Consider the following 13987-nt stretch of genomic DNA (forward strand, 5'->3'; position numbering starts at 1 on the left):
TTGGTGATCTATTTCGGGCTACTTCTCCACGTAGTAGAGCTGCTTATTAACGAACTCATCCATGCCAAGTGGGCCGAGCTCGCGGCCAAAGCCGGAGCGCTTTACGCCACCGAATGGCATTTCTTCGCCTTCGCCTGCGGGAGTGTTGACATTGGCCATGCCGCACTCGAGACGGCGGGAGACAGCGGCGGCACGCTCGGTGTCCTGGGAGAACACGGTGCCGCCGAGGCCGTACTGGGTGTTATTAGCCAAATCGAGGGCTTCTTCGTCGCTGCTTACCTTGTAAACGGTCGCGACTGGGCCGAAGAACTCCTCGTAGTAAATATCGGAGCCAACCGGGATATCGGTGATGACAGCAGGGGAGACGTAAGCACCTTCCTCAGAGAGCTCGCCGCCTGCACGCAAGTTAGCACCGGCAGCAACGGCACGGTCCAGCTGGTCACGCAGCTTTTCGGCTGCCTCACGGGAGGACAGCGCAGAGTATGCGCCTTCAGTCTGGTTGTCCGGAGTGGACTTTACTGCAGCGTTGGCGAGGCGCTCGAGCTCAGCGACGAACTCGTCGTAGATGTCTTCCATGACAATCATGCGCTTGTTCGAGTTGCAGGCCTGGCCGGTGTTGTACATACGCGTGCCCCATGCCAGCTCCGCAGCTGCCTTGACGTCGTCAGTATCGAGCAGGACATACGGGTCAGAGCCGCCGAGCTCGAGAACAGCCTTCTTGAGGTTTTCGCCGGCTTGCGCGCCGATGATGGAGCCTGCGCGCTCAGAACCGGTAAGAGATACACCTTGGATGCGAGAGTCCGCGATGATGGTGGAAATCTGGTCGTGGGAAGCAAAGACGTTGTTGTACACGCCTTCAGGAACGCCAGCGTCATCCATGATCTTCTGAACGGCGAGGGCCGAGCGCGGACAGATTTCCGCGTCCTTGAGAATGATGGTGTTGCCCAGCATCAGGTTGGGTGCCACGAAGCGGGCGATCTGGTAGTAGGGGAAATTCCACGGCATGATGCCGAGCAGTGGGCCGATAGGCAGGCGGCGGATGACTGCCGTGCCGTTGGAGGCAGTTGGGATCTCTTGGTCCTTGGTGAAGTCTGCGCCGTTATCGGCGTAGTACTTGATAATGGCGGAAGAGAACTCAGCTTCCTCGATGCCCTCGGAGTGGAACTTGCCCATCTCCTCGCCGGCGATCTGGGCTAGTTCTTCCTTGCGCTCCTCGAAGAGCTCGCTGACGCGGGTCATGATTTCTGCGCGCTCAGAGATGGGGCGTGCAGACCACTCTTTATAAGCCGCGGCGGACTTTGCCAGTGCTGCTTCGACTTCAGCGTCGGTAGCGGTATCGAAGGTTTCGACTACCTCATTGGTTACGGGGTTCTGTACGCGATAGGTGTTGGACATTGATTACTCCTTTTCTCGTGTGTAGTTAGACCAGCGGTTGCTGGTCGTCGTCGCGCGAGGAAATTCGCGTGAGGGTTTCGCCCTTGAAGAATCCTGGATGGGCAAAGCGAGTGAACAGCATGATGAATACGCCGAGTCCTAAGACAGCGACGCTCAATATGAAGACCATGCCGATACCACCGATTTCAGACCCGGATCCGTAGGACGGATCCATGGAATCGAATGCAGTGATGAAGAACATCATGAGCAAGAATCCGCCGCCCACAGTGGGGAAGAGGAACTTGAACACGATGTTATGCATCGAGCTAAACAGTTCGGTTCGGAAGTACCAGATGCAGGCCACGGCCGTAATTCCATAGTAGAAACAGACCATGAGGCCCATCGTAGCGATGGTGTCCCATAGCGCGTTTTCCGAAATAAGGCGGGTTACCGCGTAGAACACGGCTGCTGCTGCAGCGGAAACAATGGTGGCCGTCGACGGTGTACGGAAGCGGGGGCTGATCTTTGCGAACACCGGCGGCAAAGCGCGGTAGTAGCCCATAGCCAGCAAGGTGCGGGCGGGGCCCACCATCGTGGACTGCAGGGAGGCGAAGGAAGAGGACAGAACCGCGATATAAATCAGGATCGAGGCCTTGCCCAAGACAGGCTCTGAAAGCGCCGCGAAAATCGATTCCTGGTTTTCTGGATTACCAGCGCCCAGGCCTGTGGCACCTGTGCCGGCCCAAGTGATGACTGCCAGCGCGGTGAGGATATACAGCGCGATGATGATGAGCACCGTGATCGTAGCTGCACGACCCGGCGTCTTTTCGGGGTTCTTCGTTTCCTCGTTCATCGTGAGGGTTACGTCCCATCCCCAGAACATGAAGATGGACAGTGAGATGCCCGCAGCAATGAGGGAAAAGCTACCGATGCCAACCGGGTTGAACCATTCGAGCGAAATCGGTGTGAAGTCGAATCCGCCGTTGTTATAGGCGTTGTGGATTGCGACGACGTCGAAAAGCACAATGGCAGCAATCTGAATCGCTACGAGTACATACTGCAGCTTTTGTGTTGAGTCGAGGCCGCGGTAAGAGATGTAGCCCGCGATAGCGATAAAGACGAAGGTAGTCGGGATATTAACCCACAGGTTCCGGGTTAGATCCCTAATAGCCGGGTTGTTGAAGAGCTGGCCAAGAAGTAGATAGAAGAAATCGACGGCCACCGCCGCCAGGTTTGATAGCACCAGAATCGTGGCGGTGATAAGCCCCCATCCTCCCATCCAGCCGGCCCACGGGCCGAAGGCTTTTGTAGCCCACGTGAAGGAAGTACCTGAATCAGGGACTGCGTTGTTGAGCTCGCGGTAGGCAAACGCTACAAGCAGCATGGGGATAAAGCCCAGCAACAGCACTGCCGGGACGTATTGGCCCACAGCTGAAATCGTTGGGCCAATACCGGAGGTCAGCGTATAGGTAGGGGCGATGCAACTGACGCCAATGACTACTGCGCCAAGCAATCCGACGCGGCCCGTAGCTAGGCCTTTGTTCGACGCTGTCTCATTTACCGAGTGGGTGGTTGGCGTCGAAGGGGTCGTGGTGGTCATGTGTTGTCACCACCTTTCGATAAAAGATTGTTTTCTTCGCCGGCCTGCATGTAGCCGGCGGGCACAACAATCATGGGGACTGGGATCAAGCGGAGCATTCGAGACGCTGTTGAGCCTAAGAAGAGGCGTCCAGGAACGGCCATGCGGGAGGAACCGACAACGGCGATTTCCCCGTCTTGCCAGTTCAGCTTTTCCAACGCAGTGCTGACATCCTTGCCAGAGGCCACCTCGGTGGTGGCGTGCCCGGCGTCAAGCATGTGTTGGGCGGAGTCAGCCAGTTTTCGGTTGGCATAAGCATTGAGCGCACTGGGCACGTCGGTTCCGAGCCCATGCATGTCAGACTCACCGCTTAGGACGAGCGAAACGAGCCGCAAGGGAATCTCACGGCGACGCGCACGATCAAGGCCGATCGCAATGACGTCGGAGGTGCCACGGCGAGGACCGAAGAAGGTTGTGACTCGAGTGATAGGGCCTGGGTAGGAGTATCCGCGTGGTGCAAGCGCGACAGGAACAGGGGCAGAGTGCAAGAGCGCATTGACCGCAGAACCCATCTGGAAACGTCCGAAGAGGCCGCCCTTCCGGGCACCAACGACGAGCAAGTCAGCACCAAGGGTCTCCGCAGTTTCGCAGAGCGCGGCAGCTTCGGAATCTCCCGTCACGATGCGTGCGGTTGCAGTGATTTCTTCAGGAACCTCCGCGAGAGCCTCCTCCAGCCATCCAGCGATTTGTTCCTCCACAATGGAGTCATAGCCACGGTCGTGCGGGTAAACGCCCGAGAAGGAGCTATGCGCGGGGGCTACCATAACGAGTTCGAGGTGCACGTTGCGCTCTTTTGCGAGAGCAATTCCTAAGCGCAACGCGTCTTTGCCGAAATCGGTAGCGACGTAGCCCACGAGGATGCAACCACTAGTGCTGCGGCGAGGGAAACTTGCGGGAGCCATGTTTAAGCCTTCGCTGCTTGCTCTGCGATGGCTAATGCTGCAATCTCGCCCTGGCGTACTGCGCCGTCGACGTGCTGGTAACCTTCCGCAGCGATGTCGGAGCATGCGTAGTAGATGGGGCCGGTCGGCTGATTCTGGAGGTGCCCCCAGCGCGAGAGTCCACCGAGATCATAGGAGGTAGCGTAGGCGCCACGCGTCCACTCTTCGGCTGCCATGTCGGACAAGTAGAAAGCGATGGGCTCTTTGGTCTTTGGGCCAAGGTAATCTGCCATGGCGTCGAGAATGCGTTCTTTGCGCTCTTCAGTCGGCAGGTGCCACATCTCCTCTGCATAAACGTCGGAGACAAAGCCCACGAGGGTGCCGTAGGTGTCTTCCTTATCTGCGGTAGATTCGGCAAAATTCTTGCCGTAATTGGTGTTGTCGTAAACCTCCTGAACGAGGCGGCCGCCACCAAAGCCGGTGCCGGAGAGTCCTTCTTCGCGCCAGAACGGGGTGTCGTAGATGGCATGGACCTTGATAACCAGTCCCATGGAGATGTGCTGGTGCGCAATCTGCTGGTCGCGCGGCATCGGCGGGACGAAGGAGATGCGGTTGTACAGGTTTGGCGGAACAGCAAGGACAGCGAAACGGGCCTTGACAGTGACCTTCTCCGAAATGGCGGTAACGTTTCCAGCCTCGCCATTACCCGCGACACCGTTGCGAACATCTGCCTTGATGTTGTTGAGTTCGTCCGCGGTAGATGCATCCGGCTCCGCCCAGTGAAGCTCGCGCACAGGAGTGCCGAGGTGGACATCGTCGCCCAAGCCCTTGGCAAGAGTTAAGGAAACGGACTGCATACCGCCGACGACGCGCTTATCCAGGATGAAGTCCTCGTCCACAAGGTTGCTGAAGGAGCCTGCGGAGCAAGCCATGAGCACTGCTTGAAGAGTGGAGAACGTGTAAGAGGGCTTGGTCAGCATGCCGGACGCCACATAAATCGAAACGTTGTCGATGGCTTCAGTGTCGTCGGAAAGCTCCTCAAGCCAAGAGCGGAAAGAGATGGAGTCTAGCTCTTTGGCGCGCGGGTGGGACCAAGGGTTTGCCGGGTCCATTTCCGCTGCGAGTTCATCCATGATCTTGATGAGGCGGTCCATCTCAGCAATGGTCTTCTCATCGGCTGGGAATACGGTGCCTTCGTACTCGTGGCGGGTGCCATCAGGGGAGACGTAGATCGACTTGCCCTCGCGGTAGCGGGAGAAAGTTTCGAGGCCGAGTTCATCAACGAGCTCGATGAGGCGGGGCTGGTCGGGGGAGATCCACTGGCCTCCGAGCTCTACGAAGTGCTCAACTCCCTGTGCATCCTTGACCTTGCCGTTCCAAGTACGGCCACCGACGCGCTCGCGAGCTTCCAGGACGGCTACGCTCAGGCCCTTCTTCTTTAGGGTATGTGCGGCCATGAGGCCAGCGGGGCCGGCGCCGATAACGACGACATCGCGCTCGATAACGGGATTGTCTGGATTGACGAGTGAAGTCATGAAGGTGTCTCCGTTCCTATGGGACGATGAAGGGGCAGGTGTGGCAAAATGAACATCATTCATTTTGTGTCTCGTATCACTGTACAGAAGGAACGTAACGTGAGACAAGGTTTTGAAGCTGGGAATTCACATCGGTCTAAAGGTCGTCCCCATAAAGCGCTGGTTACGCGCGAAAAAATCGCTAAGGCTGCGCTCACCATTGTGGGGGAAGAAGGATATGAAAAACTCACAATGGCGCGCATTGCCCGCCGTCTAAACGTGGGAACCAGCGCGTTGTACAACCACCTTTCGGGGAAAGATGACTTGCTCGCGCTGATCGAAGATGCCGTCATGGAGCAAGTGGAATGCAGTTCCTTGTATGCCGTATTGGAGGCCACCCCGACACTCTCACCCCGCGATGCACTCATACGTTGGGCAACGTCCTACCGCGATGTCTGCGCACGGCATGTTCCGCTCGTGCGGATTATTGCGTTGACACCTATTTCTGGAGCACCTCGTACGGTTGAAATGTACGAGGTACTAGCCCGAGTTTTGAAGCTGACTGGTCTTCCGCGCTCGGCCATCATGCCGCGCATCGTGGCATTGGAATCCTTCATTTATGGCAGTGCTTACGATGTCCACGCCCCCGAAGACATCTTTGACCTTCCGGTGGATAGTGAGGCGCGCGCACCGGCACTGGCCGATGCGCGCGGTGCTTTCTCACCGGACGCCTCCATGGCAGAGAGCCAGGCTCAGAGGAATCCCTATGCCGACGAGCCGTTCCGCTTAGGCCTTGAAGCCCTCCTGTCAGATCTCCCCGACGAGAAGAATGGCTAGCCCCTCCAAGGCTCAATGCCCGCGCGCCGCCAGGCCTCCAAGAACTGCGTAGTCTCGGCCTCATCAGTGATGGACACGCGCACGCCTTCGTCGAGGTAGCGGCGGATGACCACGCCTTCATCGAGCATCTTCGTTTCCACCTCCGCGGCATCCGCGCGCGGCAGCCAGACGAAGTTGCCGTAGGACTTCTCAGCCCCCAGCTCCGCGCAGACGCGGTCGCGCTGTGCTTTGGTGATCTCGACGGCGTCGGCAAGCTCGTCGTGGCGCTTGAGCACCTCCACGGCGGCGGTTTCCGCCATGGCGGTCACCGTCAGTGGCAGGGAGAGCAGACGCAGCGCGTTGATGATCTCTTCGCCCGCCACCGCGTAGCCCACGCGCATGCCGGCCAAACCCCACGCCTTGGAGAAGGTGCGCACGCCGAGCAGGTTGGGGTAGCGCTGGTATTCCTCCACCGAATCCGGGGTATCGGGGGCGTCGTTGTACTCCCAATAAGCCTCATCCAGCAGCACGACCACGTCCTTGGGCACCCTGTCCATGAAGGCGCGGAATTCACCGCGGGTAATCACGGTGCCCGTCGGGTTATTGGGGTTGCACAAGATGATGAGCTTGGTCTTCTCCGTTAGCGCCTCGAGTACTGCTTCCAGATCGACGCGGTAATCCTCCGTGAGTGGGACCAGAACCGGTTCCGCGCCGGCCATGCGCACGTACAGGGGATAGGCCTCAAAGCTGCGCCAGGGCACGATGACCTCATCGCCTGTATGGCAGGACGCCAAGATGGTGGCCTGCAGGATGGGCGTGGAGCCCGCGGAGACGAAGATATTATCCGCCGGCACGCCCAAGTAGTTGCACAGTGCATTGGTGAGCTCCAGGCTGCCGGGCTGTTGGTAGCGGTTGGTGGTGCGGGCGGCGTCGGCAACCGCGGCGATGATGTCCTCAGCTGGCGGGAAGGGGACCTCATTGGATGAGAGCTTGAGCGCGTTGGGGAAGTCCTTGCCCACCTTGTACTCGGGGAAGCTCGAGAGATCATTGCGTAGCATAATCACGTCCTTTCTAAATCATGTCCCAGATGGTCACGGCCATAATCAGCAGGCCCATGCCGAAGACGAAGTAGTTCCACGGGTCATTGCGGAAGTGCTTGTACACGTCCAACTTCTTGAACATGTACACCGGAACCAGGTAAACGATGAACGCCACGAAGACACCGGAGACCACGGAAATCATGGAAATAATGGAGGGGTTGAAGATCGCCACGAGCGTGGTGCACACGAAGGCGATGACATAAATGATGTTGAGCAGCGTGCGGTGCGAGACCTTCTCCGCCAGCTTCGGAGCGGCGTTCTTCAGCAGGTACTCCGTGCCTTCTTCTGTGCCGAGCATGTGGCCGAAGTAAGAGGAGACGATGGCGCAGATGACCACGATGGGCGCCATGTAGGCCATGAACGGCGTGCCGGTGACGTTGGCGAAGTAGGAGAGCACCGGGATGTTTTGCTCGAGGGCCTCATTCATGCCGTCGGCGCCGAGCGCGAGGACACAGGACCACACGAAGAACATGGTGAAGACCACGAGCAGGATGGAGGTGTAGAACTCCGTGCGGGAGACGCGCTTCTCGGTCTTCTCGCCGTACTGCGGCTGCATATCGAGGGCGAATTGCGACAGCGCTGCCATGTGGGAGAAGGAGAAGACCAGCACCGGCAGGATGAGGAAAATTCCCTTGAAAATGCCGCCGTAGCCATCCGAGCCGTCATCAAAGTGAAGGAAGCTTTGCAGGTCCCAGCGCGGGATGAGGTAAATGGAGGTGACGGCCAGCGCAATAATCAGCGGGTACACCAGCACCTGGGCCAGCCAAATCATGGGCTTGCGGCCGATGGCGAAGGCACCGGTCATGACGCCGACGCAGAGCATGGCCAGTAGCCACCGGTCGAGCGAAGGCCCGCCCAGCTGGTTGACGATGAAGCTATCCACCGCGTTAGTGATGGAGACACCGTAAATCAGGACCGTGGAAAAGACCGTGATCCAATACAGCACCGCGAAGACGATTCCTTGGCCCTTGCCCAGGTACTGCGAGACCAGCTCGAGGATGTCCTTGCCGTGGTCCTCTTTGGGGGCGCCCGCGACGATGCGCGCGTAGGTGCGGTGGGAGAAAAACACCAGCGGGAAGATGAAGACCGTGGCGAAGACCAGCGGCCAGAACCCGAAACCACCGGCGTTGAGCGGCAGGAAGAGGATGCCGGCACCCACGGCGGTACCGAAGAGCGTAATGATCCACGATGCGGTGGATGCGGCGGGGCGCTGCTTGGCGACGACCCCATCGCCCACAATGTGCTCGCCCTCCTTCAGCTCAGTAGTGGGTGGCGTGGTTGTTGGGGGAGTGTTGGTAGAGCTCATGATGAGCCTCCTTTAGTTGGTGGGCGGAATAGGCAGGGAATGCTCTTGATCGGTGATGACGTTGATCAGTGCCGGTACCCCGTCGTTGGCGATGGCGGCTAGAGCGCGCGCGACTGCCTCTGGTGCTTGTGCGTCATCGGTGACGAGCTCGCCGTGGGCGCCGAAGCCGCGGGCAACCGCCGCGAAATCCGGGTTCACCAGCTGCGTGCCGGAAACGCGATCGGGGAAGTGCTTCTTCTGGTGATCGCGGATGGTTCCGAACTCGCCATTGGACATCACGATGATGAGGAAAGGCGCGCCGTATTGCAGCGCGGTGGCCAGCTCCTGGCCGTTCATGAGGTATTCGCCATCGCCAGCAATGGTGACCACGGTGCGCTCCGGGAACTGCAGCTTGGTGGAAACTGCGGCCGGGATGGAGTAGCCCATCGAGCCGTTGCGCACGCTGAACTGGGAGGGGTAGACCGTCGAGCGCAAGAACTGTTGGGCCCAGATGCAGTGGTTGCCGGCGCCAAAGGTGTAGATCGAGTCCTTGGGCAACTGCTCGTGGAGCGCTGCGAGGATGGCCTCCATGTGGGCGGTGCCCTCTTTGCCTGGACGGTAGTCTGCGGGCTCGGGGAGGGTGGCGAAGTTGAGGTGGTTCGCGTGCGCGGAATCAAACCACTCGCCGCGCTGCTCCGTGCCCTCGACGGTTAGACGGTCCAGCGTGTTGGCGAAGGCCACAGGGCTTGCCACGATGTGGCTCTCGAGGGGTACCGAGTGCCCGCGCAGGCTGGTGTCGGGATTGATGGCGATGTTGCGCGCCTGCGGTGACTGGCGCAGGGTATAGCCGTCGGTAGGAACATCACCGAGAACGGCACCAACTTCAATGACGAGGGAGGCGGCTTCCAAAAGTTGCGCCGCGCGGGGGTCGCGGCCGTAGCCGAGCCAGCCGGCGTTGGCGGGGGAGTCGAAAGGCACGCGGTCGGCGGCGCGGAAGTCTTGAATGATCGGGATACGGTGCTCTTCGGCGAAGCGAGTGATCTTCTCCGCGGTCTCTGGGGTCCAGCGCGGACCGCCGGCGAAAATAAGTGGTCGCTCTGCGTGGCTCAGTTCGCGGGAGAGGAGGCCCAGGTGATCGTCGGAAAGCGCGCCTTCCGCAACCGGGATGGGCGGGTGGATGGTGCCGGTGAACTCCTTGTGGAGAACATCTTCCGGCAGGCCCACGATGACGGGGCCGGGGCGGCCCTGCTGGGCCTGGAAGAAGGCTTCGGCCACGACGCGAGAGGCGCGCTCCGGATCGTCGAGGACGAAGACCTGCTTGGCCTGGGTGCCGAACCACGCCTTGGGATCGAATTCCTGGAAGGATTCGCGGTCGCGGTCCGAAGTGGGGATGAGGCCGACGAAGAGGACGAGCGGGGTAGCGTCCTGCCAAGCGGTGTGGATGCCGACGTAGGCGTTGGCCGCGCCGGGCCCGCGGGTGACCATGGCGACGCCGGGCTGGCCGGTGGCTTTGCCCTGGGCTTCGGCCATGTAGGTGGCGCCGCCTTCGTGGCGGCAGACGATGGCTTCGACGGGGGAATCGTAGAGTCCGTCCAACACGGGAAGGAAGCTTTCGCCGGGTACGAGGAATGCGCGGGGCACATTGTGCGCGGCAAGGGATGCGGCAATGGCGGCGCCGACATGTGACATGGAGAACCTCCCTGACTTCGTTGTGGTAGTGGTCTCATTATTCTTTGGTGATGTCATGTTGTCTAATGTTGCTAAAGCTCTAAAGCCATGCATATAGGGCATGGGGGCTGGTAAAAGTAGGGGAATGGACATGGTGAAGGCCAAATATTTCCTCGCGGTGGCTGAGGCCGGGACGGTGACCGCTGCCGCCTCACGCCTCGGAATTACCCAACCGGCGTTGAGCCGCCAACTGCGGCGTTTTGAAAAAGAGCTGGACCTTGAGCTCTTTGTGCGGGCCGGTTCCTCGCTCGTGCTAAGCGATGCCGCGCACGCCCTCATTCCCACCTGCCGCCGCCTCCTCGCTGCATCCGCGCGCGCCGGGCAGGCGGTGGAGGCACTTCGGGCTGGCAGAATTCCGGCGCTGCGCGTGGCGGCCACGCCGACGACGATGTCGACGCTTCTCGCCCCGTTTATAGAGGCCGCCGGCTCGTCGATTCCTCTGCTTACGACGACTCCGGTCTCGCACTACGACGTCTTCGAGGCGCTGGAAGGAACCGCCGACATGGTGATTGCTACCATCCCGCCGGGCAATGACGTGGCTTCCTTGCCGCTGGGCACGATTCCGGTGCGCGCCTGGGCGCCGCCGACGCACCCGCTGGCGCTGGAATGCGCGGGTTCGACAAGCGTGGAGGTCGAGCGCTTGCTGCAGGAAAATGTGGCGTTGCCCTCGCGGCGCAGCGTGTCCCGCGGGGTGGTGGATTCCTTCGTGGGCACGGCCGGCTATGCCCTGGGCTCGCACGTGGAGTGCGATGATACGGCGACGTTATGCGCCTTGGCGCGTGCCGGGCGAGCCGTAGCTTTAATGACGGAGCTGCAGCCGGCGCGGCTGGTGGGCTTTGATGTCGTTGATGGCGAGCGCGCTCTAGGCGGTGTGCCGCTGGTGGCGGCATGGTCCCCGGGCCACTTCGCGGGGCAGGAGATAGCGCAGATTGCTCGGCGGTTCCGCAGTTTTATTGAGGGGTCGCTTCGCTAGGGTCTGCTTAGTTTGCAGTGGGCATAACTGTCGTTGTTGCCAAAGATCAGGCCAGATCTTGAATCAGAGGCTATAACTTTGGCAGAACGGGCAGTTGCTCGGCATGTGGCGGGGCGCCATGTTAGCGTGGAGGCCAAACTTTCCGGGGGGGAATGACATGAACCATGGCGTTGTGCGCGGCCTATCTAAAGGCGCGCTTGCAACTCGCGTGAGCCGTGGGGAGATTGCGAGAATCGCCAAGGGAATCTACGTCTGGGGCAGGCCCGAGCCTTTAGAGCTTTGAAGCTGTTGCAGGAGCACCGTCCATACCTTAAGGCGACAGGTACAACGGCTGCCCAGGTACTCCTTGGCGAGCCTGTCACTTTTCCGCTGAGGCTCGCTAGTGCAGAGAGGATGCCGACATCGACCTTTTATGTGCACTCGCGGGTGAGCGTCACTAGTTTTGTCACTTTGTCGGGGATCCGGATTCTTAATCCTCTTGTCGCTATGAAGTCCGTTAGTCCTGATCTGGGGATTCGCGTCTTCGAATCTATCTATTCTTCGAAGTCGGGGCGTGCTCGCTTGGACAGCCACCGCGAAGCACTCAATGTCATCCCTGTTGCAAGCCAACGGATGCTGGAGCAAGCCGCCCTGTTCACGGATTCCGGTGCGGAGGTCAAGGTGGCGAAGGGACTGAAGAGGCGTGGGCTCAAAGTTGAGTGCAACGTTGTTATCGGCCACTACACCTGGGACATCGTGCTCCCAGAGCTCAAGGTTGCGGTAGAAATCAACGGGATGAAATTCCATTCCCAGCGAGAGGCATGGCTACGAGACCATTGGAAGAACAACGAGGGTGCGCTGATTGGGTGGCTCACGTTGCGCTACACAGGTCATTGCGTGGCACATCATCTGGACTATGTCATCGACCAGATAGCCAATGCCAGGAATCCGGACTTCGAGAAGCGCTACTTCAAATTCATCGGCTTCTGGCATGAGGGAGTGTTGCCGCCCAAGCCAAAGCCCTGGGAATACAGCGAGCACTTAGGGTATCTGCCGCCCGACTTGCCTGAGCCACCCGATTACCCGGAACCGCCAGATTTCCCGGAGCCACCCAACTGCCCTAGTTGACAAAGTTATTGCCAGATCTTGAGTCGGAGGCGAGAACTTTGGCAGAACGGGCAGTGCGGAGCGTGGTCGTGGCAGTAGGCCGCGGACGCTAGGCAGCAACCAGCCCCTCAACAATGAGCGCCACAGCCGCGCTGATGGCCACGATGATGACGATGCGGTTGAGCACCGTGGCGTTGATGAATCGGTTGAGGTATCCGGCAGCGATGAGGCCGACGATGGCTACCGGAAGGTAGGCCGCGGCCGCGGTGAGCTGCAGGCTGGTGATTTGCCCGCTCAAGGCCAAGGTGGCTAGCGAGATGGTGGAGCCGATGATGAACGTGCCCGACAGGGTGCCGCGCACACGGGTGGGGTCGTATCCTTTGAGTACTAACGCCATGGGTGGACCACCGATGGAGGTGGACGTGCCCAGGAGCCCGGAAGCAGCACCCGCGACCGCGATGTTGGTGGTGGTTCGCTTCGGCGACCAGCCAAGACTAGACAAGGTCATGGCAAAGATGACGGCGCAGCCGATGAAAAGGGAGAGCCCGCGGTGGGAGAGGGAGGCAATGGCCCACGCGCCGAGCAGGGAGCCGGGTATTCGCGCGATGGAGGAAATGGCCACGATGTCCCACGACACCGCTGAGCGTGACTTGAGCATTGTCGTGGTTGAAATGACGAAGGCCAGCAGGAGGATAAGCGTGGGAACAAGCTCCGGCTTAATCAGCGCCAAGATTGGGGTGGCGATGGTGCCCAGGCCGAATCCGATGGTTCCCTGGCAGATTGTGCCCACAAGGATGAGTAGGCCGATGAAGACGTAGAGCCAGCTGAACATCGCTCTACTATCTCACGACAAGCTTTAAGCGCGGACAGTGACCTTCTCGTTGGCCGCGATTTCCTCCAAGCGGTCCGCCGAGCACAATCCGGACACGATGACGGCCGAGCCACCCGCAGCCAGTGGCTCTAACACAGCACGTTGGAAGGAGGCGGTGTCGCTCCACCCTGGAGACAACACGCGCTCAGCGCCCAAATCCGTGGGGAAAAGCTTCGGAAGCGGAGTGGTAGAACCATAGAAGTGATCGCCATAAAAGCGCACCGTGGGGCCGAAGTCGATGGTGCCGAGCGGCAACTCGCCGCCGCTTTCGACAACGCCGCGGCCAAAAGGATCTCGCGTGACCAGCACCGTGTCGACCAGTGGGGTAGAAGCCGAGCCGGCGGTGGCCTCGAGGTAGGCCTCCGGGGAGGTGAAAACTACGGCGACATCATCGACGTGCGGCTCTGGGGCAGCCGCACCATCCGTAATGTCAAAGGGGATGCCCGCGGCTAGTGCCCCAAGCGCAATGACGGCAGCCTGCCACGACACCGGAAGGTCGATGAGGATGCGGGCATCGGTGCCGGGCTCAAGGTCGAGCTCTTCCAACAGCATGTTGGCAATCTTGGAGGTCCAGTTCTCCAGCGTTTGCGCCGAGAAGTCCATGCGGGTGCCGTCAGCTTCGTTGTAGACGCTGAGGCGGGGAGCGGAGGCATCGGCGGTCAAGAGATGCTGAAGGAGTTCCATGTCCGCCCATCGTAGGTGGCGGGCGCTCAGCCCGCC

General features: G+C 60.1%; 12 protein-coding genes. 3 read left to right on the plus strand and 9 right to left on the minus strand.

From position 1 onward, the window contains the following. Positions 1-18 precede the first annotated feature (18 nt). The 4 genes from HMPREF2604_RS09655 to HMPREF2604_RS09670 are packed head-to-tail and all read right to left on the minus strand — an operon-like array spanning position 19 to position 5429. On the minus strand, positions 19-1395 hold the full coding sequence (locus HMPREF2604_RS09655) for an NAD-dependent succinate-semialdehyde dehydrogenase (protein WP_070565215.1): 1377 nt from the start codon (positions 1393-1395) through the stop codon (positions 19-21). Positions 1396-1420: 25 nt separating this feature from the next. Next, positions 1421-2974 carry an APC family permease gene (locus HMPREF2604_RS09660; protein ID WP_070565218.1) on the minus strand — a complete coding sequence of 518 codons (1554 nt, stop codon included), beginning with the start codon at positions 2972-2974 and terminating at the stop codon, positions 1421-1423. Further along, entirely contained in the window at positions 2971-3915 is a 945-nt protein-coding gene (locus tag HMPREF2604_RS09665; protein ID WP_070565221.1) for a universal stress protein, read from the minus strand. The genes HMPREF2604_RS09660 and HMPREF2604_RS09665 overlap by 4 nt, the downstream gene beginning before the upstream one ends. Positions 3916-3917: 2 nt before the next feature. After that, positions 3918-5429, minus strand: a complete 1512-nt coding sequence (locus HMPREF2604_RS09670) for a flavin monoamine oxidase family protein (protein ID WP_070565224.1) — start codon at positions 5427-5429, stop codon at positions 3918-3920. A gap of 48 nt (positions 5430-5477) precedes the next feature. On the opposite strand from HMPREF2604_RS09670, the gene HMPREF2604_RS09675 reads away from it, so the two are divergent. Continuing rightward, entirely contained in the window at positions 5478-6245 is a 768-nt protein-coding gene (locus HMPREF2604_RS09675; protein WP_083299234.1) for a TetR/AcrR family transcriptional regulator, read from the plus strand. Here the strand turns inward: HMPREF2604_RS09675 and HMPREF2604_RS09680 are convergent. From HMPREF2604_RS09680 to HMPREF2604_RS09690, 3 genes are read right to left on the minus strand one after another with little or no spacing between them, the layout of a single operon-like run. Beyond that, a complete protein-coding gene (locus tag HMPREF2604_RS09680) occupies positions 6242-7282 on the minus strand; it encodes a histidinol-phosphate transaminase (protein WP_070565231.1) in 1041 nt (346 codons plus the stop codon). The two genes, HMPREF2604_RS09675 and HMPREF2604_RS09680, sit on opposite strands and share 4 nt — an antisense overlap. Positions 7283-7295: 13 nt before the next feature. Further along, positions 7296-8630 (minus strand): aromatic amino acid transport family protein, encoded by a 1335-nt coding sequence (locus HMPREF2604_RS09685; protein WP_070565234.1) that lies wholly within the window; start codon positions 8628-8630, stop codon positions 7296-7298. 12 nt (positions 8631-8642) lie between these two features. Continuing rightward, on the minus strand, positions 8643-10298 hold the full coding sequence (locus tag HMPREF2604_RS09690; RefSeq protein WP_070565236.1) for a thiamine pyrophosphate-dependent enzyme: 1656 nt from the start codon (positions 10296-10298) through the stop codon (positions 8643-8645). Positions 10299-10428: 130 nt separating this feature from the next. Between HMPREF2604_RS09690 and HMPREF2604_RS09695 the strand changes: the two genes are divergently transcribed. Beyond that, complete coding sequence (locus HMPREF2604_RS09695) at positions 10429-11310, plus strand: LysR family transcriptional regulator (RefSeq protein ID WP_246818410.1); 882 nt, start codon at positions 10429-10431, stop codon at positions 11308-11310. Positions 11311-11796: 486 nt separating this feature from the next. Further along, complete coding sequence (locus HMPREF2604_RS09700; protein ID WP_246818411.1) at positions 11797-12417, plus strand: endonuclease domain-containing protein; 621 nt, start codon at positions 11797-11799, stop codon at positions 12415-12417. A gap of 88 nt (positions 12418-12505) precedes the next feature. Here the strand turns inward: HMPREF2604_RS09700 and HMPREF2604_RS09705 are convergent, their stop codons facing one another. Together HMPREF2604_RS09705 and HMPREF2604_RS09710 are read right to left on the minus strand one after the other, a co-directional pair. Further along, on the minus strand, positions 12506-13228 hold the full coding sequence (locus HMPREF2604_RS09705; RefSeq protein ID WP_070564855.1) for a sulfite exporter TauE/SafE family protein: 723 nt from the start codon (positions 13226-13228) through the stop codon (positions 12506-12508). Between the two features lie 24 nt (positions 13229-13252). Further along, positions 13253-13951 (minus strand): TIGR03089 family protein, encoded by a 699-nt coding sequence (locus tag HMPREF2604_RS09710; protein ID WP_070564858.1) that lies wholly within the window; start codon positions 13949-13951, stop codon positions 13253-13255. Positions 13952-13987 lie beyond the last annotated feature (36 nt).

Origin of the sequence: Corynebacterium sp. HMSC055A01 (genome assembly GCF_001809405.1) — a bacterium.
In the GTDB taxonomy this organism is placed as follows: domain Bacteria; phylum Actinomycetota; class Actinomycetes; order Mycobacteriales; family Mycobacteriaceae; genus Corynebacterium; species Corynebacterium hesseae.